Below are 26,743 nucleotides of genomic sequence, written 5' to 3'. Positions count from 1 at the left end.
GACTAAGTATAGTCAGCGTACATAATAGTTTAAGAGGAGTAGACAAATGACGGATGAACAACGTCCCGAAGATCAGAATATACGCGGTCAACATGTTGATAAAATTAATGTGGATGGTCAAATATTAAGTGCTGACGAAATACTGGCACGTGCACGTCAACGGGCACAACAAAAGCAAGTTCAACCTCAATCACAACGTATACAAGCGCGTGACATACCAAGGCAATCGGTGTCTGAGATTGCAGCTATTCAAGCCCAAAATCAACAATCTCGGCAACGGATTATAGCTAAAAAACCAAACTTGAATAAAATTCAAACGCCAGATCCATTTGCTGCTGAAATTGAGACAATTGCTGCCAATCAAACACCAAAAAGAGAAGAAAGTAGCCAAGATGCAAGTCAGGCTACGCTCGTTAAAGGTTCTGCTTGGTTATCAGCAGGCAATATGTTATCACGTATTTTGGGGGCAGTATATATCGTACCTTGGATGGCCTTATTAGGATCTAATTCCAATCGTGCTAATGCCTTATTTGGGCAAGGTTATAATATTTATGCGATGTTTTTGGCAATCGCAACGTTTGGTGTTCCAGCAGCAATATCTAAGTTAGTTGCAGAATATAACGCAAGACATGATGTTTACCAATCACGTCAACTCACACGACAATCATTATTGCTTGGCGTGATACTAGGAATTGTATTTGGCGGAGCCATTTATATTTTGAGTCCCTGGTTATCTAAGGGTAATAGCAACTTTGTGCCAGTGCTACGTTCTCTAGCCCCTGCTGTCGCTATTTTTCCATTAATGTCAATGATTCGAGGTATTTTTCAAGGGTATCAGTTGATGAGTATTTCAGCACTATCACAAGTTGTTGAGCAAATTGCTCGTGTGATTTACATGCTGGTTACGGCTGTAGCAATTTTAAAAATTAACCCAGGAAACTGGAGTGGTGTGGTTGTGCAATCAACATTTGCCGCGTTTATCGGGGCTATTTTCAGTATGATGGTCTTGATATGGGGATGGTTGAGATATCATCGTATTTTATCTCAGCCACTCGATACAACCCAACCGCATGAAGCGGCTTCGACATGGGGGTTAATTTTTAGTATTTTGAAAGAATCATGGCCTTTTATTATTATTGGTTCAGCAATTACTTTATTTCAACTTGTTGATCAGTATACGTACTTTGATATTATGAATCATTTTTTTGCTTATACTAATGAACAGCTACAGGTGGAGTTTGCATTGTTTAGTGCCAATCCGAATAAGCTAATTATGATTATTGTGCCGTTTTCTACTAGCATTGCAGCCACAGCATTACCAATGTTATCTGGGAGTAAAGCCACACTTACGCGTGAAGATATTCAAATACAATTACGACAGGTGATTAAATTATTTGCATTGGTGATGCTTCCCAGTGCATTAGGTATGTTTGCTATCGCTGGCCCACTATATAAAATGTTTTATCCTATTGACGTGTCTAATCAAGAAGGCATATATCTTTTACAATATTCGACAGTTTTGGCCGTTGTCTTTAGCCTGTTTATGTTACTTTCCTTTATTTTGCAAGCACTGTCCGAAGTGTCCATTGTAATAAAAGCGTTTGTTTTTGGATTATTAGTTAAAGTTGCTTTGCAAGTACCGTTTATTCGTTATTTTGAAGGGATGGGCGCTTTGATGTCAAGCGTCGTTGGCATGGTAATTGCTATTGCGTTTATGCTTAGTTATTTGAAAACAGCCTATCAAGTGTCTCTAAGTGATATTGCGGATGAACTTTGGCAGCTATTTATTGGTGCGGTTGTGATGGCAGTTATCGCTTATCTCATTGTTGTTGTGATGCGTCAGTTCATATTCCCATTAGACAGCAAATTATCAGTAACCCTAACAGCATTAATTAGTGCAGGTGTTGGTGGTGCCGTTGTTTGTTTACTATACTTACGTATGGGGTTTGGCGATGAACTATTAGGTTCGCGCATTAATCGTATCCCAGCAATCTTACGTCCAAAACGATAATTGTGATAATTATCGTTTTTTATTTTCTCTCGACGAAGTCATAAAAAAATATTAACAGGCTATTTTTAACCATCTACTTGGTGTATGCTAAGATTAAGTTTTGTACCGAATGGAGGTATCGTGATGACAAATCAAGAAACACAAACAACCTTACAACCAGATTTGCTTAACCGTATTGATAATAAAATCTTATACTTAGGGCAATTACAATTGGCCATTACAAAGCAACATGTTGCTGAAGTTTATGAACTATTAGCAACAAATAATGATTCGCTGTCATCTGGACAACAGTTACCTTTAATTGTGTCTGATTTAACAGACGAACTATCTGATTTTCTAGCACCAGAATTAATGCACTTTTTTGCTGAAAAGTTACCCTTTTTATCGCTTACGCCTTCAAGCACTATTAGCGATACTTATGACGTTTTTTTAGGTGATTGGTGGCACCATCGGCAATTAGGCACGTTAAACATTTTGTCGATAACACTGTCTTTGGAAAAGCAAATGATAACCGAACTTCAGGCAACCGAAAAGTTGTCAGAGGGCCAAAGTATTAATGAAAGTAAAGTTCAAGAAATCAACGAAAATATTAAAGGACTAAAAGCGTTCTTAGCAGATAATACAAAACGAACGTTAGAGTTACAAGTTGTCAAAGATCAGCTTACAGAATTGTCAGCCAACAAGTCAGGCTTATTTAATCGTAATGACAAAAATACACGTGAAGCTTTAGAAAAAAAGCGCGAATTATTAGAGGCGACTCAGAAGCGCATACCAGAAGTTGAACGTAAATTAGTTGATCAAGAAAATGAATTATTAGCTTACGAAAAAGATGACGCCTTGAGACAGTTAGAGTTGCAGGCAATTTTGTCGCAATATTCAAATGTGGCAGCATTTGTGGCAGCGATATCACAATTACATGATGTTTACTTAGATAACCTCAAAAAAGGGTAATGATATGGCAGATTTTGATACACAGGTTTACAGTGAAAGACTAAAACAAGATTTGACGCTCTTTAATCGTTGGCAAATTTTAATTGCTACTTTGGGCGATGTTGATGAGACGGCAGATTTATTAGAAGTTGTTGAGAAAATATTGGCTTTTGATATCCATGAATCAACGATGTTACGAATTGCAAATGATTATTGGTTTCCAAGTACGCATTGGGTGACGGTAGCCTTTGCACGTCTGGCCGAAACTGCCTCACTATCAAATACTGAAACTGTTTTGCCAAGGGGACAAAAATCGGCTGAGTTACATTTTGATGAATGGCCAAATGCGGCTTTCAAATTCGTACCGGCGCCTTTAGCGTCAGGTGGTTTTTATTTGGAAGAAACAGCACAAGAATTGCGGGTATTATATTGGGATATTGTACATAAGCGTTTTTATTTAGACACACAACAGTTTGCTAAGTTAGTGCAAACAGAAGCTGTACAGTTAGCCGGGGTCCAAGCATTAGCGATTTTTCAAAAACGCCTCATAGCTATTGCTGAGCAGCTAGCGTCAGAAGAGTTTAGCATTGATTTACCAGGACTTGCTGCCCAACATCAACGAGATTTGGTGATGGTTGAAAGAGAGTTGCCGTCGGTTGTTTTAGATAGTTTATTTGTCACAGCAGCCAAGCAGCAATTTGTGTTAAAGCGAGCGCAAGGCCAACAAATTGGGGTGGAAATTGCTGTTGGAGAAATTGCTATCAGATTAACACAAGTATTCAATGACTCAGGGCATCAACAATGGGTTTATGCCATTGTTGATGATAATCAACAGGTCACAATTTTTACACTACTACAGCAACTACCTTTCTTTTACCAATGGTACATCGCGCATATTGACCAAGTTGGTTTGAAAGATAAGCGCGAAGTATTTGTGGAATAAGCCAATATATGAGATGATTATTATGTTATAGTATTAACAAAAAAATATTAGCAAATGCTAATTTAAAAGGGGAACGCTCATGACATTTCTGATTATCATTGCAGTAATTGCCATTGTTGCAATTATTTGGATTAGTGTATATAACGGCTTGGTTAAGTCACGGATGCACACAAAAGAGTCTTGGAGTCAAATAGATGTACAACTCAAACGTCGAAATGATTTGATTCCAAACTTAGTAAATACCGTGAAGGGTTATGCAGACTTTGAGAAGTCAACATTGCAAGCTGTCACAGATGCGCGTACAAAAGTTAACAATGCGCAAGGACCAGCTGATACTATGGTAGCGTCTGATCAGTTATCTGGTGCCTTGACGCACTTGTTTGCTGTGGCAGAAGCTTATCCAGAACTAAAAGCTAGCAACAACTTTACCAAATTGCAAGAAGAGTTGACTAACACCGAAAATAAGATTGCCTATTCTCGTCAGTTGTTTAATACAACAACAGCTAGCTATAATGCCAAGCTTCAGACCTTTCCAAGTAACGTTATTGCGGGCATTCATCACTTTGAACCAAGTGAGTTTATTGCTGTACCTGAAACAGAAAAAGAAGTACCTACGGTTAAGTTTTAATGTTATACGAGCAGATACAATCTAATAAACGTCGAACGGTTTTCTTATTAATTGGTTTTTTGGCGCTGGTTGGTATTGTAGGGGCTGCGGTCGGTTATTTACTTCTAAAATCTTTAGTGACTGGTATTATTGGTGCTCTACTTGTTGGTGTAATTTATGCAGTCATTATGATTAGTAACGCAACAGATGTTGTTATGGCAATGAACCATGGCACAGAAGTCACTTCAGCTGATCAAGCACCAGAGCTCTGGCACACAGTTGAGGATATGGCAATGGTTGCGCAAGTACCTATGCCGCGGGTTTTTATTATTGAAGATGAGAGTCCAAACGCGTTTGCAACTGGTAATAATCCCAAGAATGCTGCTGTTGCTGCAACAACAGGATTAATCGCCTTAATGAACCGAAATGAATTAGAAGGCGTTATTGGTCATGAAATCAGTCATGTCCGGAACTATGATATCCGCATATCGACAATTGCCTTGGCACTAACAGCTGCCATATCGTTTTTGATTAATTTAGGCAGTAATTGGTGGCTTTTCGGTTCGGGTAGCCGTGATCGTGATAATCGCGATAGTGGCGGTGGTGGGCAACTATTGGTTTTTATATTATCGTTAGTAGTCATGATTTTTGCACCTCTAGTAGCGGCTGTTATTCAAATGGCTATCTCACGGAATCGTGAATATTTAGCTGATGCTGGTAGTGTAGCGTTGACACGTAATCCACAAGAATTAATTGCTGCTTTACGTAAGTTGAATTCTGCACCACCAATGTCACATGTAGATGAATCATCGGCAGCATTATATATTAGCGACCCACTAAAGAAAAAGGCGCGCTTATTTGATACACACCCACCGATTGAAGAACGAATTGCAAGGTTAGAAAAAATGTAAGAACATCTAGTTAATGACTAGGTGTTTTTTATTTGTGAAGCAATTAATTGCTTTTTTCTAGGGTTGATTTTTCTCATAAAAACCTGTAAAGTGATATCAACAACTAAATCTTTTGTTTGCAGATATATCGCTGGGGAATGGCCAGCAGTTTCTACCACGCCCCAAAAGTCGTGACTATCCGCAAATGTGAACCGATATATTTTTGTCGTTGAAGCATTTGTGGATCTGTCGTGTCCCGAATGCTTTTTTACTGTCAATAAAATGTGTTTAGTTTCATTCTAAAATATACTCGGCGGATCCGTTAACAATTGTGTTAACAAAAAGGCCTAACATGATAAGTCAGAATCAGTAAATCATTGCACAATTTACTGATGACATTTAAATCTGGAGGATCTCATGCAAAAATTTTTCTTAGACGATGAAAAGCCTAAGTTCAGCTCACGCAATAAGTTTGCTAAGATGGGCTTGACGTTTGATGATATGAAGTTAGTTTATGATCAAAACGCAACAGTTAAGTCAGCTGACATAGATGTTAGCACTGTGTTGACACCGACATTGAAGCTGAAATTACCATTAATTTCAGCGGCCATGGACACTGTCACAGAAGCACGTTTTGCGACAGAATTGGCTAAATTGGGTGGTCTTGGTGTTATTCATAAGAACATGACTATTGCCGAGCAGGCTGATGAAGTGAAGCGTGTGAAAACAGCTACTTTTGACTCAGATATTTATCCTAATGCTGCAACAGATAATCAAGGACGTCTTTTAGTTGCCGGTGCGGTAGGCGTGACTTCTGATACGGTAAAACGTGTCGAAGCCATGGCTGCTGTCGGTGTTGATGCGATTGTACTTGACTCTGCTCATGGTCATTCAGAAGGTGTATTGCGTAAAGTTTCCGAGGTGCGTGACGCGTTCCCAACTTTGAACATTATTGCTGGTAATATTGCGACAACTTCAGGCGCTGCTGCTTTGTATGATGCCGGTGCAGATGTGGTTAAAATTGGTATTGGACCTGGTTCAATTTGCACAACACGTGTTGTTGCAGGGATTGGTGTGCCACAACTTTCTGCTGTGCGTGATGCAGCTGAAGAAGGGGCACGCCGTGGTAAAGCTATTATCGCTGATGGTGGTGCTAAAACTGCAAAAGACATTACAAAGGCATTAGCTGCTGGGGGAAATGCGGTTATGCTCGGTTCAATGTTCTCTGGTACAGAAGAAACACCAGGCGACGTTTTTGAAGACAATGGTAAGCGATACAAAACATACCGTGGCATGGGGTCAATTGCTGCAATGGAAGCTGGTTCTAAAGACCGCTACTTCCAAGGGGAAGTCAATGAAGCTAAAAAAATGGTACCAGAAGGTATCGAAGCCCGCGTCGCTTACAAGGGGGCTTTGGCAGATGTATTAGCCAAGATGATGACCGCTATCCGTGAAGAAATGGCTAAGATGGACGAAAGCTCAGTTGCTGACTTATCAAAAAATGGTCGTATGACACGTGATATCAGTGTGATTGACTATGAAGCGGAAGTAGCACATGTCAAAAAGTCTTATATAATGCCAACATTTTAATGTTTGTATCACGGAGAAAAAATATGTCTGAAAATAATGAAAACAAAGGCTTGGGTTATGACCAAGTATTATTAGTTCCAGGAGCTTCGAATGTGCTCCCTCACACAGTATCTTTGGCAACACGATTGGCAGATGGCTTTGTTTTGAACATGCCATTAGTTTCAGAAGCCAACGGTACAGCAACAGATAATCGTGTTGTGGCAACTGCTTTAAATGGTGGCTTAGGTGTGGTAGCCGAACAAGAAGATATTGCAGCACAAATGGCTGTGATCTCTGCTGCTAAAGCAACAGAAGTAGACAATGAGAAATATCCTAATGCGTTTGTTGACGATAAAGGTCGTGTCCGTGTAGCAGCCGAAGTTTGGTTGACTACAGGTGCACAGGCACGTGTGGATAAACTTGTGGCCGCTGGTGCTGATGCTATTTTCTTCTATTTGCAAGATGACTTAAATCAAGAAACAAATGCTATTGTCAAAGCTGTTCGTAAAGCCTTTCCAAAAACTTTCTTAGCAGTTGGTGCGGTGGAAGACCAGGGTATTGCTGGTGCTTTGTATCAAGATGGTGTTGATGCAGTGATTGCTGGGCGTTCAGTGAACTCACCATTGCCAAATAATGCATTGTACCCATTCTTAACAACAACAATGGCAATTGCAGAAGTAGCCTCAGAGTTTGATAAGACGGTTATTGCCTCAGGTGGTGTCCATTATTCAGGAGATGTAGTTAAAGCGATTTCTGCTGGTGCTGATGCTATTTTGGTTACTGATTTACTCAAGGGTGAAGTCCTTGAAGCTGATGGCACATTTGTTGGTGGTGACATGTCAATTGATGATGCAATCTTCCAAGCAGATGGTGGCTTACGTGCTGGTATGGGGTACACAGGATCATCTACTATTTTGGATTTAAAGCTGGGCGCACAATTCGTGCAAATCACAGATAATGGTTTGAGAGAATCACATCCACACGATGTCGAAATTACAAAAATTGCACCAAACTACGCTAAGTGATGATAACATTAGATCAAAAAGGGAGAGTAACCAAATGGCTGAAGTAAATGCCGATAAGGTCCTAGTTTTAGACTACGGTAGCCAATATAACCAATTAATTACCCGCCGCATTCGTGAGATGGGTGTTTTTTCAGAATTGAAGTCGCGTCATATGACTGCTGAGGAAGTTAAAGCATATAATCCTAAAGCAATTGTCTTATCTGGTGGGCCAAAGTCAGTGTATGAAACCGATGCTTTCGCGATTGATAATGGTATCTTTGAATTAGGTATTCCTGTACTGGGTGTTTGCTACGGCATGCAATTGATGGCTCAAAACCTTGGTGGTCAGGTCGAAGCTAATCCTGGTAATGGTGAATTTGGCCAAACCGCTCTAAAGAAAACAGAGTCAGCTGGTCGTTTATTTGCGCATACGCCCGAATCGCAAACTGTGTTGATGAGTCATTCAGACAATGTTGTTTCCTTACCAGAAGGGTTTGTTGTTGCTGGTGGATCAGACAAAACACCAATTGCGGCAATTGCTAATGATGAGCGACGCTTATATGGTGTCCAGTTTCACGCTGAAACGACACTATCTGAACACGGTAAGCAAATTCTCCAAAACTTTGTATTAGATATTGCACAAGCAGAAGCAAATTGGGACATGAGTGGATTCATTGATGAACAAATTGCCCGAATTCGCGAAACTGTGGGTGATAAAAAAGTTTTGTTGGGCTTATCAGGTGGTGTTGATTCATCAGTTGTTGGTGTACTATTACATAAAGCTATTGGTAATCAATTAACTTCCATCTTTGTAGATCATGGTCTGCTGCGCAAAAACGAGGCAGAACAAGTCATGACAATGATGGGCGACCAATTTGGTTTGAATATCATTAAAGTCGATGCACAAGATCGTTTCCTTTCAAAATTAGCTGGTGTCACAGATCCTGAACAAAAACGTAAAATCATTGGTAATGAATTTATTGAAGTCTTCAACGATGAAGCAACTAAGTTAAAAGATATCGATTTCTTAGCACAAGGAACACTTTATACCGATGTTATCGAGTCTGGTACGGATACGGCACAAACAATTAAGTCTCATCATAATGTTGGTGGGTTGCCAGAAGATATGCAGTTTAAGTTGATTGAACCATTGAACACACTCTTTAAAGATGAAGTTCGTGAGTTGGGTGAAGCATTGAATATGCCACACGAAATGGTTTGGCGTCAGCCATTCCCAGGTCCTGGCTTAGGTATTCGAATTTTAGGTGATATTACCGAAGATAAGCTAGAAATCGTCCGTGATTCTGATTGGATTTTGCGTGATGAAATTGCAAAAGCAGGTCTTGAAGGCGATGTTTGGCAGTATTTTACTGTCTTGACAGGTGTTCGCTCTGTTGGTGTAATGGGCGATTATCGTACGTATGATTATACAATTGCCATTCGTGCCATCACTTCTGTTGACGGTATGACAGCTGATTTTGCCCAATTACCTTGGCCATTGCTGCAAAAGATTTCAGCACGTATTGTCAATGAAGTTGGACACATTAATCGTGTCGTCTACGACATTACGGCTAAGCCACCAGCAACTGTTGAGTGGGAATAAGCAATGCTAAGGGTATAATGATCATTAGTGCATTATATCAGTTATAGTTTTTTCAGCCGATAAATAAAAAGAGCAAGCCTACTTTGTGCTTGCTCTTTTTATTTTGCCTAGCAAAATGTTAATTTCAAAAATTTAAGAGATACTTTCTATTTTAAAAATAAGTATTGTTTAATATTTATTGTAATAGTGTATGTTTAAAGTTACTGAACTTGCCAGTGGTAGCCAGCAGGCAGTGCACCACCAGGTGCAATTCGCGTTGAATGTCCTTTTCTTGTTTGCCAGTTAAAGCCATCTTGAATGGCCCACTTGTAGGCACCGGTATTATTAATGTTGCCATCTGCGGCTGAGGACGGTGATGGATCAGGCGTAACATAAGTTTGTGCTTGTTGTTGTGCTGCTGTATCGGCTGCTTCTTTTGCACGGGACTCTGAATGAGCTAATTCACGTGATAATGACTTACTTGCTTCATGTGAAACCTTTTCGGCAGAGGCGACTGCTTCTGAACTAGCTTTATCAGCGGCTTCTTTTTCTTCTTTAAGCGTTTTTTCTTTGTTTAGTGTATTACGTGCGGTGCCTGTTGAATAATCAATAATGGCATTTGGACTGTCATTATCAAGATAAACAACTGTTGTTTCATCATTGCCTTTTTCTTCACGATAAGAATGCAGGTTAATCGTTACTTTTTTACCACTTTCTTTGTAACCAACATAGGCTAAGCGAATTTGACGTGGTAAAAGTTCGTTATTTCTATACAATGGTGTAACCTGATAATCCAGGCGATAACCCTTGTTTGCCTTAAGCCAAGTAGCTAGATGGTTCTCATAGTAAAGCATGCTTTTCTTATTAGAAGCATTAGTACTTTTCAGCGCACCAGCATTTAAATAAGCAGTTTCAGGAACTAGGTTACGCGCCTCATCGTTTAAACCACTAAATTGATAACCAACAAGGTGACCGCGATTAAATAACCAAGCTTTACTAATTTTACCGTTACTTTTTTCGTACTTAAAACGATAGTTATGCCAACCAACAGGATTGTACTCGAGACGTGCTGCGCGTTTTGCCGATGGCTTTTCTGAATAAGATAGTTGAATATGCGCATCAGTAGCACGTTGATGGTTGTCTTTGTCTTTTAGTACCAGTTGTTTTGAGTGATTAAAGTTAAGGGGATGTTGATCTGGATTTGTTAAACTAGTGTCTCTGTAACTGTTATCTGCTGAAATTGTATCAGCAGATGCTAGGCCTGCGAGACTCGAGATGGCCAGTACTAACAGTGTTTTTCTGAGTATTTTAAACATAATCTTCTCCCAAACCTTTTATCGTGTTTGCTTGGCACGTTCAACGTAGTGTAAGACATCAAATACTGACTAATTGTTTTTATAGTTGTTCCGTATAGAATGTCATGTTTCTCCCCAGTGTCCTAACTATTAATTAAGTTTTATAACACTTATGAATTAAATATACACTTAATTATCGAAAAAGAACAATCAACTAGCCAGCTTTGGCCATAATATATCTGAAAACAGTGGGATAGGCATATAAAAAAGCAAGCCCAGATAAGCTTGCTTTTATGGTTATTGTGTTTTAATTGAATTGTTATAAGCATCAATTAATGTTTTGCTTTTTTCGGAATATAAATTCTTAATCTGGGTAGCGTAATCATTATAATTCTGATTATTTTTACCTTTTTCAGACCGTACTTTATCTAACTGACTTAAGCCATTCTTGGCCATATCTTGTAATTTTTGAACATGCGTTTCTGTCATTTTTTTTCGCCCTTCAATATCTTGAGGAGCGTTTTTTAACGACGCATTGAAATCATTTAACATTGTATCAGAAGTTTGTTTGAGATCAACGGAAACTTTATTTAGTATCACTTTATCGTCCTGTGCTTCAGTTGTGGTTTGTAATTTTTGACTTGCAAAAGACTGGGTACTAGAAGAGGTATCTGTTTTAGATGTCATGATTAGAACAGTGATAATTGCTACTATAACGACGACAACTAATATAATTTTTTTCATTGTTATTTTCCTTAAAAAGTTTTTTGTGCTGTTTAACGTTTAACAAAAAAATTAAACATACGACTGCTTTTATTATTATTAGTAATATTCCCATTGTATCGTATATTGAAACCAGAATAAAGTGGGCGCTGATGCTAATGACTGAGGCCAAACTACTGACGGATTATTAAATATGGCATTTAAGTACATGTTTTTTATTTAAAAAATACTATTTTAATCGAAAATATATTAATTGACGTTAATATAATAACAGACGTAATGTTTGATGAATTTATTTAAAAAATCAAAAGTTGCGTCTAGACCTGTTACTATCGCGACCCTGACGATAAAGCCATGGCTGTGGGCATATATCAAAAAGGTAGGTGGTTATTATGTCGTAAATAGAAAATATTAGTTGTCGTTGTCATTAACAGTAAGATAAGTAGTATGGAGAAGAATAATGCGTTTCAAAAAAATAATTGTTGCATCAATAGTAGTGATTGCGTTTTTTAGCTCAGTCATTGGTGTTAAAGCAGCAATTGATTGGACAGTTGGCCATCAAAACATGCAAGCCACTGCTGATAATATTGATAAATTAGTTAATCGTATTAATAGCTTAAAAGGGGAGGCTTCCCAAAATCAACAAGAGCTGGCTGATTTGAAAAATCAGTTAAAGAGCCAACAACAGCAATATCAGGACTTAGTCAACCAGAGAAACAATGAAGAAGAAGCCCTGAAAAAGGAGATTCAGCAAAAAATTGACGAAGGCAATCAAAAAGTCGCTGCAAAGCAACAAGAGGTAGATCAATTGAATAGCAAAATTAGTGATTTAAATAAACAATTAGATGATAAAAAACATTCAGAAGATAATCTCTTGCAGGCACTGCAAGATGCGCAAAATTTAAAGAATAAGTCTGATCAAGCTGTGGCGCAAACCAAGTAAATAATCTGGCATGCGTTTCGGGATATAAGTGTCATAGTCCATTTAATGTTATAAAAAGCATCGTGCTAACGCATACTTGTTAACACGATGTTTTTTTGTTATGAAACAATAATTTGTTTATAGACTGCTGTTGTAGCCCAATATATTAACATATAAATGGTGATGAGCAGGGCAATGCAAATGAAACTAACACTTATCAAAATATTAATATTATACATTGAAAAAACCGATAAAACATTTTTGAGTACAGGTAGTGCAAAAGCTAAATTGATGACAGCACCAACAATTGGTAAGAGAAAAACAGTAAGTACTTGGCTATTAATTGCTTTTCTTGTTTCCTGTTGACTAAGACCCAATTGCCGCATAATCGCATAGTTTGCCTTGTCTGAATAACCCTCAGAAACTTGTTTGTAGTAAATAATCATAGCGGTCGCGCAAATCATCACTAAACTAATGAGCACACCAATAAATAAGAAACCACCAAACAGTGAACCAAACAAATCTTTAATGACAAAGCGTGACGTGATGCTGGCAGGGTCGGCGTTGAGCAGATTAGGAAGTTTTTCACCAAATTGTTTACAAGCCGATTTAGTTCCAACAGTGTTAAAACTGGTGACGTAAAGTACAGGTGTGGGATTAATTTTTTGTGCGATTGCTTGTGATTTAGCGATAATAAAAATTGGTTTATAGGTGCTATGGTTGTATACAAAAGAAGTGTTAAATGATGTCACTGGTTTAACTTTGTATTTGTGACCATGAATTATAATCTCCTTGCCTTGATAAGTGTTGTCTGGACTGTACAAGAGAATTTCGTCATCAGCCAGATGATAATGTGTGCCTTCTATGTGATTATATTGTTGTAAGTCCAGCGACGATATCGCCACTTCAGTTTTTAAAGAATTATTGGCTTTAAAATAGTTATTTTTCAGTTCACCGTTTGTTGGCATCGTCACAGTCATTTGGCGCCGCGATTGAAGGCTTATATTTGTTTTGCTAGCAAATTGTGTTATTTGTTCATTCTGGACAAGGTTAATTGGTGACGTAGAAACAATTTGAATATCTCTTTGACTCCACAAATTGAGTAGATTATTTTGGCCTGCGACAAGTGAGACAGAGGCAATAATTGATACTAAGGTGGCGGTACACAAAAGACTGATTGTTGCTAGGCCAGCACCGTTTTGCTTCATTCGAAAAAGCATGTTGGCGACAGCAATAAAATTTTTAGGTTTATAATAGTAATTTTCATTCTGCTTTAATAGCTTTAGAAACACAATACTTCCAATGATAAAAATCAGATAGGTACCAGCCACGACAAGCATAATAGCGACCATCATCTGCAAAAATGCCGAGAGTGATGCTCGGGATGAAATAGAAATATAATAACCCATGATGAGCACGATTAAGCCAGTGATTGCTAAAAATGTATGTCCTTTCGGTACTGTTTCCGCTTTGGAAGCTTTATGCCATAGTGTAATAGGATTAATGTGGCGTAGCCCCCAAAAATCGTATAGCGTCAGTAATAAGAAAATAATGGCAAAAATGATAGCAGCGATAGCAATAGGTTTTATGGTGAGTGTTTGATGAAGATGTTCAAAATTAAGCAGCACACGTAAACTCATTACAGAAAGTTTGGAAAAGGTAATACCAATAATTAGTCCAAGACCTGTACTGATGGCATAAAAAAGTAAATTTTCAATGCCGATGACTTGCCGTAAGTTGTGCTTGTTTAAACCAAGCATACTGTACAACCCAAGTTCTTTAGTACGTTGTTTACTCAAGGTTTGTTCAGCATAAATAATGGCTAAACCTGAAACTAATATGACAAAGCCAAGGCCAAGTTGCATAAGCGCAACAGCTATCGCACCAAAAGAAATATTTTTCAGGTTGGTATCATATAACATTGCTAAAAAGATATAAACAACAGCTACCCAAATGGTATTGGAGAAAATAAAGGGTAGGCTTTGATTTTTATTCTTAACAAGATGATGATAGGCGAGCTTAAATTGAATCATTGGCTAGTCACCTCTCTACTTTGTAAAGCAGCTAGACTGTTGATGATTTGTTCGAGGTAGTGACTGCGGTTTTGATCACCACGATAGAGTTCATTGTAAATGATGCCATCTTTAATAAATAATGTGCGTTGAGCATAGCTTGCCGCCTCAGCACTGTGTGTCACCATTAGGATTGTTTGTCCACTGTGATTAATGTGATTAAATAATTGCAAGATTTTTTCGCTGTTACCGGAATCCAAAGCGCCCGTCGGTTCATCGGCTAATAATAAATCCGGCTGTGTAATTAATGCTCGGGCAATCGCAATACGCTGTTTTTGTCCACCGGAAATTTCAGATGGCTGACGATCTAATAGGTTATCAATACCTAAAGCTTTGGATAATGGTTTGATACGTTCTATCATGAATTCATGTTTGGCTTTTGATAAAACCAGAGGCAAAAAAATATTATCACGATTATTAAATGTATCCAGTAAATTAAAGCTTTGAAAGACGAAACCCAAATGTTCTCTGCGAAACTGGGACGAGTCTTTTTCTGATAGATGACTAAGGTCAGTTTGATTAAGCGTTATTGTGCCACTAGTAGGCTGATCAAGTGTAGCAATAATATTGAGTAGTGTTGACTTACCGGCACCAGACTCACCCATGATAGCTACAAACTCACCTTTCTCAACTGAAAGATCAATATCTCTGAGGGCAACAATCTGATTAGTATTTCCCTCGGTAAAAACCTTTTTAATATGTTTTAAATTTAATAAACTCATAATCAAAACTCCTTTTATTGATACCCTGAGTATAAAGAAGATTTACGATTGGTTGTAGTTACAAAAGCGAGAGAATACTTACAGTTTGTTATATTTTAATTTTTTAGGATTGAATTGGATCGCAACACTGGTTCCCTTTTGTTGATGTGATTGGATAATGACTTGAATATCTAATATAGCAGCAATTCTTTGCACGATATAAAGTCCCATACCTGTGGCTTCACTATTAAGACGGCCATTTGTCCCGGTAAAACCTTGGTCAAAAATACGAGGTAGGTCGCTTTGCGAAATGCCAACGCCAAAATCTTTAATCCATAAAGTGTGGTCGTCAAAAGTTAACACAATTCGACTATTTTGAGATGAATATTTAATTGCATTACTAATCAGTTGTGTTAGCATGACACACAACCATTTTTGGTCAGATAACACCATAACTTCTGGTAGGGTAATTATAGGTACTACTTTGTGGGATAAAAAATAAGAGGTGTTTTGTTTAACAACATCGGTAACACAAGTAGACAGAGATATATACTCGAAATAAAGGTCTTTGTTAAAATCAGCCAAACGATCAATCGTTAAGAGTTGCTCAATATGATATGTCAGTAGGTCGGCTTTTTCGCTAACCAAATCACTTGGTACAACGGTATTATTTTCAGCTGCTAAGGTTAAGGTAGTTAAAGGGGTCTTCATTTCGTGACTCCATAAAGTCAAGTAATCTTGACGTTCTTTGAACGCTTCTATGAGTTGTCGGTTATCAGCTTGTGCTTTGTTCATAAAAGTTGTTAGGGTCTTGGCGCATAAGTGACCATAGAACCCGTGCATTTTGATATTTGTGGCTTTCTGTTCAATGATTGCTTTTTGAACCTGCTTTGTATCAATGATTTTTTGATAGATTCGTGTGCTAACGATAATCAAAAGAGGAATGATAGAATAACGTATGAGGTCGATTATGATAACTAAATCAATTTTGTAAAGATAGCCTAAAAAGCTTAACAGTAGCATCAATAGGCTATAGGCTAAGATGATAGGCCATTCAGATATGCTGATTTTGGCATAAAGCTTGACAGTGCTCATGAGATAAATTTATAACCTTTCCCGTATTCAGTGGTAAGCCTATTTTTTAGCCCAACTTGCGTTAGTTTATCACGAAGACGACTGATATTAACATTTAGAATGTTTTCATCTGTAAAATCACCATTTTGCCAAATACGTTTGATGATCTTTTCTTTGGAAATAGTCTGGTTTGGATTAAGCATTAATAATCTCAAAATGATACTTTCTGTTGCAGTCAGTTTGATAAAATTTGTTGGGGTTTGCAGGATATTTGTCACAATACTTAAACTATAGTTGCCACATGTAATTGTATCAGTGAAGTCATCATATTGACCTATGCGTCGTAAAATTGCTTGAATTTTAGAAATAAAAACCGCTGTTGAAAAAGGTTTAGTTAAGTAATCGTCGGCACCAATGGCTATTGCCCTGATAGCATTAGGATCTAAGCTAGCTGCCGAAACAAAAATAATAGGTACCTGTGAAAAGGTACGAATTTTTTGCGTCCAGAAGAAGCCATCAAAGTAAGGTAGGGTAATATCCATGACGATAATGTTTGGCTGGCACTGTTTAACTTCAGTATCAATTGCCTCAAAATCGGCTACACTAGACACGGCAAAATGCCATTTTTCAAGTGCTTGCCTCATTTGTTGGGTGATGCCTTCATCATCTTCAATAATATAAACTTTTTGCATGGTTCATACTCCAATCTATTGTGCTGTTCAAATGATGTTTTCAAGATGACCAGCACGTAGTTATCAATGATTATTTTAGCATAGTTGCGCCGGCTGGAAAGTCACAGGCTGTTATTGCGTCGCATAATAAAGCGTCGAAAAAACTAGTTTGTCATTTTCCCTTTTATGGTAAAATAGAAAATATATAGTTTAATTTAACGTTGAGGGGATTAATGGCAATTAATTATCCGGCCGGCACACGACGACGAACTGCGCAAGCAAAAAATACAATGCGTACGGGCAAAACAACTAAAAAAGCGTTAACATTTGGCAAACGAGGTATGGGTCTAGAAGACGAGATTAATCTAGCTAATGATTATTATCTCGCCAATCATCTAGCGGTGATACATAAGAAACCGACACCCATTACGATTGTTAAAGTTGATTATCCAGCGCGCTCAGCAGCAAAAATTACTGAAGCTTACTTTAAGCAAGCGTCAACAACGGATTACAATGGTGTCTATCAAGGTAGATATATTGACTTTGACGCAAAAGAAACAAAAAATAAAACTTCTTTCCCACTCAAAAATTTCCACGAACATCAAATTGTGCATTTAGCCAATGTATTGTCTCAAAATGGGGTTGGCTTTGTGATTATCAAATTTACCAGTTTAGATGAATCCTATATTTACCCAGCACAAGCACTGATTAGGCAATGGGAGAAGTTACGTGGTAAACAGTCAATCGCTTACCAAGATATCATTGCTGAAGGCTATCGTGTGCCAGAAAGTCTGAATCCAAGTTTAGATTATCTAAAAGCTGTCGATCAATATTTTGAGAACCTTAACTAATTATTTAGGAGTATGTCGTCATTATGGCAAATAAGAATCAGTGGTCGCGTGTCAACCGTAACCAAAATATGTACGATAACCATCCGGCGACTGAACCGCCTACTATGCCACCCAATAATGGCAATGGTAATAGCACGGGTGGCCCCCAAAAACCAAAAAAGAAAAAGCGACGTTGGATTTTAGCCACTATTTTATGGCTCTTAGTTATTGGCTTCATTGGGGTGTTAGCAGGCGCAGCTGTTTTTGTGACTTATGCGAATGATGCACCTAACATTACAGCTTCTAATCTAGCTTCAGAACCATCTAGCGCGATATACGATAGTCAAGGTAATCCAATTTGGAAGTTATCTGCTGTTGAGAGAGATTACGCTAATTCTAATGAAATTCCTAAGTCCTTAAAACAAGCAGTTGTCTCAATCGAGGATCGTCGTTTTTATAAACATAACGGCGTCGATCCAGTTCGTATTGCTGGTGCTGCATTAGCCAACTTACGTGGCTCATCATTGGGTATGCAAGGCGGATCAACTTTAACACAGCAACTGGTTAAATTGTCTGTATTTAGTACGTCAACGGCTGACCAAACATTGAAACGAAAGGCACAAGAGGCATGGCTCGCTTTGCGCGTTGAGAAAAATTTCAGTAAAGATGAAATTTTAACGTTCTATATGAACAAAGTTTATATGGGGCATGGTGTTTCTGGTATGAAAACAGCTGCGGAGTATTTCTACGGCAAACCATTGACAGAATTGTCATTACCTCAACTAGCTTTACTAGCAGGTATGCCACAATCACCAACAAATTATGACCCGTACCTTAAAGATAATTCAGCTGCTAAAGAACGTCGTAATACAGTCTTGTTGGCAATGGTTAAGTATGGGGCAATTACCAAAAAAGAAGCAGATGATGCCATCAAGGTACCGATTAATGACGGCTTGCAAGATTTGACATCAAAAACAGCGTTAGCTAATACAAATCGTAAAGTTGTCGATGCTTATGTACAATCAACACTCGCAGAAGCCGCTTCACTCGGTTATGATACGAATAAGTCAGGTCTGAAAATTTATACGAATATGGATTCTAATTTACAACAATCCATGTATGATAATGCCAATGGAACCGCTGTGACTTTCCCATCAGCAGATACGCAAATTGGGGCAACAATGACTGATCCAAACAACGGTAACGTTGTTGCGCAAATTGGTGGTCGTAATCTTAAAACATTACAAGGCACTAACCACGCCCGATTGAAGACACGTTCGTCAGGCTCATCAATCAAGCCACTATTAGATTATGGTCCTGCTATTGAATACTTGAATTGGCCAACTTATCGAACAGTTGAAGATAAAGAATATAAGTATGCCGGCACAGATAAAAATCTGTCAAACTGGGATGGCAAATTCATGGGTAATATCACCATGCGAACAGCGCTGACGCAGTCACGTAACACACCAGCAGCACGTACGTTGGAAGATGTTGGTGGGACTGATGCTGGTAAGTTTATTAATGGTATTGGCGTGCCAATTGATCATACGCCTGGTGGTGCTGATGCGATTGGTATTACAGCCTCTACTGAACAAGAAGCTGGAGCCTTTGGCGCTATAGCAAATGGTGGCACATATTATAAGCCAACCTATATCACAAAAATTGTGACAGCGGATGGCTCTACCCATAATTATAGTGTCAATGGTCAACGTGCTATGAAGACAAGTACTGCTTTCATGTTAACTGATATGATGAAAGGTGTTATTAAGCCTAATGCGACAGCCAGTGATGCTATTATTCCTGGATTACATCAGGCAGGTAAATCTGGCTTGGTTGGTTATGGTGATGATGAAGGCATGCCTAACCAAGCTATTAAGGATGCGTGGTTTACCGGATATACTAAGTCATATGCGTTGTCAGTCTGGACAGGATATGATGTGCCACGGGAAAATTACATTCCGTGGTCTTATCAAGATTTACCGGCGCAATTCTACCAACGTGTGATGTCATATGCTATGCAAAATAAGCCAAATACAGATTGGACGATGCCTGATACAGTGACATCTAAGGTACGTGGCAACATTGTAGAATATGAAGTTAAGGGTGCTAAGTGGAGTAATGGTGGCTTACCATCTGTTAACTCAATACCACAATCAGGTGCAACGCCAGCTGAAGTTGGTAATAATAATAGTCATTAATTTTATGTTTGGAAGTCTTGCACATGCAAGGCTTTTTATTCGAGGTGGTGGGATGTCAAGACTCTGGATAACAGGATATCGCAGTTATGAGATGGGCACTTTTGGCGATAAAGATCCTAAAATATTGGTTATGAAATATGCTATAGAACAATTGGTACGTCAGCAACTTGAAAATGGGTTGGAATGGGTACTAACTGGCGGGCAACTCGGTGTTGAGCAATGGACTATTGAAGTCGTCCTAGCACTCAAAAAGGATTGGCCAATGCTTAAAGTGGCCATGATGTTGCCTTTCGAAGATTTTGGCAGTCAATGGCATCCCAATAGTCAAAGTAAATTACAGGTACTTAAACAAGGCGTTGATTTTGTTGACAGTGTCTCGCATGCAACATATCAAGGGCCAGGGCAATTACAAAATTATCAAGCTTTTATGTTAAACCATACAGACGCTGCATTGCTATTTTACGATCCTGAGTTTGAAGGCAAAGCTAAATATGACTACAAAATTATTCAACAACATCAACGTAAAACGCCATATCCTTTGACGCTAATTGACATGGATCAATTACAAGATTATGCAACGACGTATAGTGAACAGCAAGCCGAAAACGATTTCTTTGAATAAATGTGTTATAAACTTGTAATTTAATCGATTTATTGGTAATATAGGTTAAGTAAAAAAGTAAATGAGGTGTGACTTGTGGAACAAGTAAAGTACACGCAAAAAGATATTTTAGAACGCGTTTTCAAGCAAAAGCGAATGGGTGTAGGTTACGATCCCGCCGATGTTGACAGCTTTCTAGATGATATTATCAAGGACTATGGCGCTTTTGCTGGTCGTATTGAACAATTACAGGGTGAAGTCGCGAGATTACAGACGGCTTTGAAAGCATCACAGGATCAGTTAGTTGCAATTAAGCAACAACAGACTAATGTTGCTGCTGAACCAGTAGTTGAGGCACCAGTGACACCAGTAGTTGAAACACCAAAAGCTGCTCAAGTTGTGACGAACTTAGATTTGATTAAGCGCGTTGCTAATCTTGAACGTGCAGTCTTTGGACATGATTCTGATAATATCTAATTACCACGTCATTTAATAATTAAATTTTTATACACGACATGTAAGTATCGGGTAATTGCGCGTTATATTTCTAGCGTGAGGAAGGTCCATGCTCGCACAACCTGAGATGGTTGTAGTGATTGTGCTGGGATAAAAAATAAACCCAGGGGCAGTAATGCCACGGCGGTCGAAAGGGCTAAGGCTTCTAGCTATGTCTAAATAGGCTCGAAGGTGCCATAGAAACGTATGCGTTAATGAAAGTTAGCGTTTGAGACGAGGTAAACCCCACAAGCGGGCAACCCAAACTTTTGGTAGGGGCGGCTAATCTAGCGAATTGAAGCGATGGTTGGTATGGTTTGATTACAAACTTAGATAGATGATTACCGAAAGTGATATGTACCTGCATATCACTGGAACAAAACATGGCCTATAGATGCTTACAGCAGGTGACGCCACTTTGTGGCGTTTTTTTATGGCGTTTTATACATATGTACATGTAATATACAAGCTTATTTCGTATATTCGCCTGAAAATGTTGCATAAAAATTCAGAGCGGGTTATGATTAAAAACGTTAATAGTATAGATTCTAGGGAGAATACCGTATGATAAATAAAACATTGAAAAAAATATCATTATTAATGATGAGCATTATCTTGTTGTTACCATTAATGATGGTTGCAACACCAAAGGCACAAGCAGCTGAAACAGACCCTGCCTATTCTGCTATCAAAAAACGTGGTGTGTTGGTAGTCGGCTTATCAGCTGATTATGCACCGTTTGAGTTTCATGCCACGGTTCAAGGACGTGACCAGATTGTTGGCTTTGAGGTTTCAATGGCTAAGCAGATTGCTAAAGATTTGGGGGTCAAGCTTCAAATTAAAGAAATGGGTTTTGATGGTCTGATTGGTGCCGTGCAAACTGGCAAGATCGATGTGATTATTTCCGGTATTAATGCAACACCAGATCGTGAAAAGGTTGTTGATTTTTCAAAGTCTTATTTATCACCAAAGCAGACGGTACTGGTGTTAAAGAAAAATGCAGCCCAATTTACTTCAAATGTGAATTCATTTGCTGGTAAAAAGGTTGGAGCACAACGTCAGACAACACAAGAGACCTTTGTGCAAAATAATATGTCTAGTGCCACCTTAGTTAGTCTTCAAAAAGTGCCGGACCTTGTTTCACAGTTATCAGCAGGTAAAATAGCTGGTGTTGTATTAAATGATCCAATATCAGAGGCATACGCACAACAAAATAAAGCTTTAAAAGTGATTTATCCGCAACCAAACGAAGCTGAAGGCGCAGTTTCGGTTGCAATGCCTAAAAACTCACCAGTGCTAAAAGAAAAAATTAATCAGGCTATTGATGATATTGTGTCATCAGGTAAATTGAAAGCTTATAAGAAAGAAGCAAATACCTTGATGTTTGCTAAGCAGTCTTTTTGGTCGAAATATGGTAATTTGTTCATTAAAGGAACGCTAATCACGTTGGCGTTGGCTGCTGTGGCAGTTGTCATTGGCTCAATTTTAGGTACTGTATTTGCATTATTTAAGTTGTCACCCAACTTCCTATTAAAGGCCGTTGGTAATATCTATGTTGAATATGTTCGTGGTACACCGCTCTTGGTGCAAGCGTTTATGGTTTTCTTTGGAACGCAAGTTATAGGACTTAATTTATCAGCCTTTGCTGCGGGTGCTTTAGCTATGGGACTGAACTCTGCAGCCTATGTTGCAGAAATTATTCGTTCTGGTATTAACTCAGTCAACTATGGTCAAACTGAAGCTGCACGTTCACTCGGTCTTTCTAAAGGCAAGACCATGCGGTTCATTATTTTACCACAGGCTATTAAGAATATTTTGCCGGCATTGGGTAATGAATTTGTGACAGTCATCAAAGAAGGATCTGTCGTTTCGGTTATTGGTGTTGGCGAATTGATGTTCCAGACTGGGGTTGTGCAAGGGGCAAGTTTTAAACCCTTCTTCCCACTTTTGATTACATCAATGATATACTTTGTGTTAACATTTGGTATTAGCCGTGCATTAGGTTATGCTGAAAAGCGTATGGCGCGTACGGGCCGTTAACATTTCAAGGCATCAACTATTGTTGGTGCTTTTTTTGACCATAAATTTCCGAATATTAAGTTTTATCAATATTGAAAACACTTACAAAGCTAACGTTCGTATATCAATTACAAATTAGGTGAATCGTTCGGTATAAACGAACGATTTTTTTTATTGTGTGAATATTCTTATTTAAAAGCGAAGCATTTTGTTCTTTTTTCTGTTAAATTTAAATTGTAAACGAACTAATTAAGATTAAATCATGTTCTTGCTGTTAAAAAGCGAACAATGGAGGGATTTATGGCTCAGGTTGCAGTTGTCATGGGATCAACGAGTGATTGGCCAGCAATGCAAAAGACAACAGTATTGTTGGATGAATTAGGTGTGACATACGAAAAACATATTATTTCAGCGCATCGTATGCCTCAACACTTACAAGTGTTTGGGCAACAAGCACAAAACAAAGGTTTAAAAGCTATTATTGCTGGTGCTGGTGGTGCAGCACATTTACCTGGTATGTTAGCCGCTAATACGTTAGTGCCAGTTATTGGTGTTCCAATGCAATCACATGCTTTAAATGGCATTGATTCGTTACTGTCTATTGTGCAAATGCCAGCAGGCATACCAGTAGCTACAGTAGCCATTGGAGAAGCGGGCGCTAAGAATGCAGCGTTATTAGCAGCGCAAATCATTGCCTTACAAGACAATACAATTTTGAAAGCACTAACAACATTTCGTGCAAGGCAAACGCAACAGTCAGTAGATAGTGAGGATGACTTAATATGACTTCACCAATATTACCGCCAGCCACAATAGGCATTATTGGTGGGGGACAATTAGGTCAAATGATGGCTCTTTCTGCTAAAGCAATGGGTTATAAAGTTGGGGTGTTAGATCCAACGCCAGCAGCACCAGCAGGTCAGGTTGCAGACTTTCAAATTGTCGCTGCCTATAACGATATCGTTGCTTTAACGCAATTATCTGAACGTAGTGATGTGTTGACATACGAATTTGAAAACGTTGATGTAGCGGCATTGTCACAGCAAAAGGTTGCCTTGCCGCAAGGGACAAAATTACTTGAAATAACAAGTAATCGGTTGACGGAAAAGTCATTTATTCGAGATATTGCTAAGGTGCCAGTTGCTAATTTTGTGGCCGTGGATTCACCAGCAATGTTTAAAGCGGCGATTAAACAAGTTACCTTACCAGCTATTTTAAAAACGGTTAGTGGTGGTTATGACGGTCACGGCCAATGGTCAATAAATAATGATCATGATGTGGCTGACTTATTAAACAATTGGCCTAGTGGTCAGTTAATTTTAGAACAGTGTGTCCCATTTAAAAAAGAATTGAGTATCATGGTTGCCCGTGATGCAAAAGGTCAGGTGACCCATTGGCCAATTGCTGAGAACGTGCATGTCAATCATATTTTGAAAACAAGTGATGCACCTGCAGCAATTAGCAGTGAGGATACTGAAAATATCGAACGTATTGCCACCCGTATTGCTGAAGCATTAACGTTACGTGGTGTGCTTGGTATTGAGTTATTTGTTAATGGCAGTCAGGTTTGGGTTAATGAACTGGCACCACGCCCACATAATTCAGGCCACTATACGATTGAAGCAACGTCTATTTCTCAGTTTGAAGGACATATTAGAAGTATTACAGGTTTACCGTTGTCTGATGTGACATTATATGAGCCTTCGCTGATGTTAAATTTACTGGGTGATGAATTGACGCAAGCTCGTGAAGACCTGGTTAATCATCCAGAATGGCATTTTCATGATTATGGTAAAGCAACAATTAAGGCCAATCGCAAAATGGGTCATATTACTGTTTTAGGCAAAGAAAACATTAGTGCTTTACGAAAATGGGGAGAAACACATGGTCAGCATTGATTATCAAGGGCAAACAATTGAAAAGCAAGCATTGCGTTATCAGGGCAAAGCTAAACAGGTATTTCAAACAAATGATTCAGATATTCTTTGGGTACATTATATGGATCAGGCAACCGCTTTGAACGGTAAAGTTAAAGAAATGATTGCAGGTAAGGGTGAACTCAATAGTGCGATTAGTCATCTGCTGTTTGATTATCTCACTCAAAACGGTATTGAAAATCATTATTTAACAGCAGTTTCCAAAACAGATGAGTTAGTCACTACATTAGATATTCTACCAATTGAAGTTGTGACACGAAATTATGCGTCAGGACACTTTGTTAGTAAGTTTGACGTCACACCTATGCAACAATTAACGCCAACCGTCCAAGAGTTTTATTATAAATCTGATGCATTAGATGATCCATTTATCAATGACTCACAAATCTTAGCTTTGGGTTATGCTAACGCGGTTGAATTGGCACAACTACGTCAAAAATCACAAGATGTGAACCAATTATTACGCGCACGTTTTGAAAAAATTGGGATTCATCTAGTTGACTTCAAGTTAGAATTTGGTCGTACACGAGCCGGTAAAGTGATTTTAGCAGATGAATTATCACCAGATAATATGCGACTTGTCGATATGCGTACAGGTGCATCACTTGATAAAGATGTATTTCGTCAGCATTCTGGTGATGTGACCATTGGCTATCAAGATGTTTTAACACGTTTAGAACAGGAAGATTGAGGAGAAAATTCATGTATTTAGCAAAAATCTATGTTACTTATAAGCCATCGATTTTAGACCCGCAGGGTGAGGTGATTAAATCAGCCTTGCACCGTATGGACTATGCAGGCATTTCACAAGTGACACAGGGTAAATACTTCGAAGTAAAATTAAACGCTAAAGATGTTGATGCTGCTACAGCTGAAGTAGAGAGTTTTACGACTGCTTTGTTAATCAACCAAAATACAGAAACCTATCGCTTTGACTTGAGTTTGGTAGAAGATGAGGTGACGCTATGAAAGCGGCAGTTATTAGTTTTCCTGGATCAAACTGCGACTTTGATATGTTATACGCACTGCAAGATTTTGGCGTTGATGCGCAAATTATTTCCGCCAAAAAAAATGATCTTACTGGTTTTGATGCTATTTTTTTACCAGGTGGTTTTTCTTATGGTGATTATCTTAGAACAGGCGCTATTGCCCATTTTTCACCAATCATGTCGGCAGTTACACAGGCCGCTAATGCCGGTAAACTGATTGTTGGCGTTTGTAATGGCTTTCAAATTTTAACTGAAGCAGGTTTGTTACCCGGCCAATTATTGATGAACGCAACACCAGGATTTATCTGCGATGAAGTTGAGTTAGAAATTGCTAATCCTAATACGGCCTATACCAACGCTTATGACAATGACGATACGATTTTAATTCCTATTGCTCATGGTGAGGGAAATTATTTCGCTGATGAAACAACTTTGGACAAACTTGAAGAAAATCACCAAATTGTTTTTCGTTATGTTGATAACCCAAATGGTTCAGCACATGATATTGCCGGTATTATGAATGAGAAGGGGAATGTTTTTGGTATGATGCCACACCCAGAAAGAGCAGTTGATCAAGTAACGGGAAATATTGATGGGCAAAAATTCTTTAAAAGTATTTTATCAGGGATTCTCACAAAGGCTTAATTTTTCAATCAACCGATTAACGAGTTTTAAAT

Annotated in this window: 25 protein-coding genes, 1 other RNA gene and 1 riboswitch; of the genes, 20 read left to right on the top strand and 6 right to left on the bottom strand. The window is 38.5% G+C overall.

Going from position 1 to position 26,743, the window contains the following annotated elements:
• Nucleotides 1–46 precede the first annotated feature (46 nt).
• From C5L21_RS07130 to guaA, 8 genes are all read left to right on the top strand, one after another.
• Nucleotides 47–2,011 (top strand): putative polysaccharide biosynthesis protein, encoded by a 1,965-nt coding sequence (locus C5L21_RS07130; RefSeq protein ID WP_085698873.1) that lies wholly within the window; start codon nt 47–49, stop codon nt 2,009–2,011.
• Nucleotides 2,012–2,134: 123 nt separating this feature from the next.
• Complete coding sequence (locus C5L21_RS07125) at nt 2,135–2,962, top strand: hydrolase (RefSeq protein ID WP_085698875.1); 828 nt, start codon at nt 2,135–2,137, stop codon at nt 2,960–2,962.
• Between the two features lie 4 nt (nt 2,963–2,966).
• Complete coding sequence (locus tag C5L21_RS07120; protein ID WP_085698877.1) at nt 2,967–3,884, top strand: hypothetical protein; 918 nt, start codon at nt 2,967–2,969, stop codon at nt 3,882–3,884.
• A gap of 79 nt (nt 3,885–3,963) precedes the next feature.
• The gene (locus C5L21_RS07115; protein WP_004900299.1) at nt 3,964–4,512 is read left to right on the top strand and encodes a LemA family protein; all 549 of its coding nucleotides are present in this window, start codon (nt 3,964–3,966) and stop codon (nt 4,510–4,512) included.
• Nucleotides 4,512–5,402 (top strand): zinc metalloprotease HtpX, encoded by an 891-nt coding sequence (gene htpX, locus C5L21_RS07110; RefSeq protein ID WP_004900296.1) that lies wholly within the window; start codon nt 4,512–4,514, stop codon nt 5,400–5,402. Before C5L21_RS07115 ends, htpX begins: the two co-directional genes overlap by 1 nt.
• 100 nt (nt 5,403–5,502) lie before the next feature.
• A riboswitch (purine riboswitch) is annotated at nt 5,503–5,599 on the top strand.
• A gap of 199 nt (nt 5,600–5,798) precedes the next feature.
• A complete protein-coding gene (guaB, locus tag C5L21_RS07105) occupies nt 5,799–6,971 on the top strand; it encodes an IMP dehydrogenase (RefSeq protein ID WP_085698879.1) in 1,173 nt (390 codons plus the stop codon).
• Between the two features lie 23 nt (nt 6,972–6,994).
• Nucleotides 6,995–7,975 carry an IMP dehydrogenase gene (locus C5L21_RS07100; protein ID WP_004904205.1) on the top strand — a complete coding sequence of 327 codons (981 nt, stop codon included), beginning with the start codon at nt 6,995–6,997 and terminating at the stop codon, nt 7,973–7,975.
• A gap of 34 nt (nt 7,976–8,009) precedes the next feature.
• On the top strand, nt 8,010–9,557 hold the full coding sequence (gene guaA / locus C5L21_RS07095) for a glutamine-hydrolyzing GMP synthase (RefSeq protein WP_004908136.1): 1,548 nt from the start codon (nt 8,010–8,012) through the stop codon (nt 9,555–9,557).
• Between the two features lie 200 nt (nt 9,558–9,757).
• Here the strand turns inward: guaA and C5L21_RS07090 are convergent, their stop codons facing one another.
• Complete coding sequence (locus tag C5L21_RS07090; protein ID WP_085698881.1) at nt 9,758–10,852, bottom strand: DNA/RNA non-specific endonuclease; 1,095 nt, start codon at nt 10,850–10,852, stop codon at nt 9,758–9,760.
• Nucleotides 10,853–11,128: 276 nt separating this feature from the next.
• Nucleotides 11,129–11,575: a hypothetical protein gene (locus C5L21_RS07085; RefSeq protein WP_004904202.1), complete on the bottom strand. Its 447-nt coding sequence runs from the start codon at nt 11,573–11,575 to the stop codon at nt 11,129–11,131.
• A 439-nt stretch (nt 11,576–12,014) separates the two neighbouring features.
• On the opposite strand from C5L21_RS07085, the gene C5L21_RS07080 reads away from it, so the two are divergent.
• The gene (locus C5L21_RS07080; RefSeq protein WP_085698883.1) at nt 12,015–12,497 is read left to right on the top strand and encodes a kinetochore Spc7 family protein; all 483 of its coding nucleotides are present in this window, start codon (nt 12,015–12,017) and stop codon (nt 12,495–12,497) included.
• A 98-nt stretch (nt 12,498–12,595) separates the two neighbouring features.
• Here the strand turns inward: C5L21_RS07080 and C5L21_RS07075 are convergent, their stop codons facing one another.
• From C5L21_RS07075 to C5L21_RS07060, 4 genes are all read right to left on the bottom strand, one after another.
• Nucleotides 12,596–14,509 carry an FtsX-like permease family protein gene (locus tag C5L21_RS07075; protein ID WP_085698885.1) on the bottom strand — a complete coding sequence of 638 codons (1,914 nt, stop codon included), beginning with the start codon at nt 14,507–14,509 and terminating at the stop codon, nt 12,596–12,598.
• Nucleotides 14,506–15,270 (bottom strand): ABC transporter ATP-binding protein, encoded by a 765-nt coding sequence (locus tag C5L21_RS07070; RefSeq protein ID WP_004904194.1) that lies wholly within the window; start codon nt 15,268–15,270, stop codon nt 14,506–14,508. The genes C5L21_RS07075 and C5L21_RS07070 overlap by 4 nt, the downstream gene beginning before the upstream one ends.
• Before the next feature lie 78 nt (nt 15,271–15,348).
• Nucleotides 15,349–16,344 (bottom strand): sensor histidine kinase, encoded by a 996-nt coding sequence (locus C5L21_RS07065; RefSeq protein ID WP_040190044.1) that lies wholly within the window; start codon nt 16,342–16,344, stop codon nt 15,349–15,351.
• The gene (locus tag C5L21_RS07060; RefSeq protein WP_004904190.1) at nt 16,341–17,015 is read right to left on the bottom strand and encodes a response regulator transcription factor; all 675 of its coding nucleotides are present in this window, start codon (nt 17,013–17,015) and stop codon (nt 16,341–16,343) included. Before C5L21_RS07060 ends, C5L21_RS07065 begins: the two co-directional genes overlap by 4 nt.
• A 212-nt stretch (nt 17,016–17,227) precedes the next feature.
• Here C5L21_RS07060 and recU point away from each other — a divergent pair, with 212 nt between their 5' ends.
• The 11 genes from recU (at nt 17,228) to purQ (ending at nt 26,711) form a co-directional block, all read left to right on the top strand.
• Nucleotides 17,228–17,845, top strand: a complete 618-nt coding sequence (gene recU, locus C5L21_RS07055) for a Holliday junction resolvase RecU (protein ID WP_004903542.1) — start codon at nt 17,228–17,230, stop codon at nt 17,843–17,845.
• Nucleotides 17,846–17,868: 23 nt separating this feature from the next.
• Nucleotides 17,869–20,025: a transglycosylase domain-containing protein gene (locus tag C5L21_RS07050; RefSeq protein WP_004904187.1), complete on the top strand. Its 2,157-nt coding sequence runs from the start codon at nt 17,869–17,871 to the stop codon at nt 20,023–20,025.
• 52 nt (nt 20,026–20,077) lie between these two features.
• Nucleotides 20,078–20,647, top strand: coding sequence for an SLOG family protein (locus C5L21_RS07045; protein WP_170167815.1), 570 nt, complete (start codon nt 20,078–20,080; stop codon nt 20,645–20,647).
• 75 nt (nt 20,648–20,722) lie between these two features.
• Nucleotides 20,723–21,103 (top strand): cell division regulator GpsB, encoded by a 381-nt coding sequence (gpsB, locus tag C5L21_RS07040; protein WP_004904184.1) that lies wholly within the window; start codon nt 20,723–20,725, stop codon nt 21,101–21,103.
• Between the two features lie 43 nt (nt 21,104–21,146).
• An RNA gene (gene rnpB / locus C5L21_RS07035) (RNase P RNA component class B) lies at nt 21,147–21,517 on the top strand.
• Between the two features lie 168 nt (nt 21,518–21,685).
• Nucleotides 21,686–23,161: an ABC transporter substrate-binding protein/permease gene (locus C5L21_RS07030; RefSeq protein ID WP_004903532.1), complete on the top strand. Its 1,476-nt coding sequence runs from the start codon at nt 21,686–21,688 to the stop codon at nt 23,159–23,161.
• A gap of 279 nt (nt 23,162–23,440) precedes the next feature.
• Nucleotides 23,441–23,926, top strand: coding sequence for a 5-(carboxyamino)imidazole ribonucleotide mutase (purE, locus tag C5L21_RS07025; RefSeq protein WP_004904181.1), 486 nt, complete (start codon nt 23,441–23,443; stop codon nt 23,924–23,926).
• Nucleotides 23,923–25,038, top strand: coding sequence for a 5-(carboxyamino)imidazole ribonucleotide synthase (gene purK, locus C5L21_RS07020; protein WP_040190051.1), 1,116 nt, complete (start codon nt 23,923–23,925; stop codon nt 25,036–25,038). The genes purE and purK overlap by 4 nt, the downstream gene beginning before the upstream one ends.
• A complete protein-coding gene (locus tag C5L21_RS07015) occupies nt 25,025–25,768 on the top strand; it encodes a phosphoribosylaminoimidazolesuccinocarboxamide synthase (RefSeq protein WP_133286223.1) in 744 nt (247 codons plus the stop codon). Before purK ends, C5L21_RS07015 begins: the two co-directional genes overlap by 14 nt.
• Nucleotides 25,769–25,779: 11 nt before the next feature.
• Nucleotides 25,780–26,046 (top strand): phosphoribosylformylglycinamidine synthase subunit PurS, encoded by a 267-nt coding sequence (gene purS / locus C5L21_RS07010; protein ID WP_004903526.1) that lies wholly within the window; start codon nt 25,780–25,782, stop codon nt 26,044–26,046.
• Entirely contained in the window at nt 26,043–26,711 is a 669-nt protein-coding gene (gene purQ / locus C5L21_RS07005; RefSeq protein ID WP_085698893.1) for a phosphoribosylformylglycinamidine synthase subunit PurQ, read from the top strand. Before purS ends, purQ begins: the two co-directional genes overlap by 4 nt.
• The last annotated feature ends 32 nt before the right edge of the window (nt 26,712–26,743 follow it).

The organism is Leuconostoc citreum (genome assembly GCF_004354555.1).
In the GTDB taxonomy this organism is placed as follows: domain Bacteria; phylum Bacillota; class Bacilli; order Lactobacillales; family Lactobacillaceae; genus Leuconostoc; species Leuconostoc citreum.
Note: the sequence above shows the minus strand (reverse complement) of the source record. Positions and strands in the feature narration are given on the sequence as shown.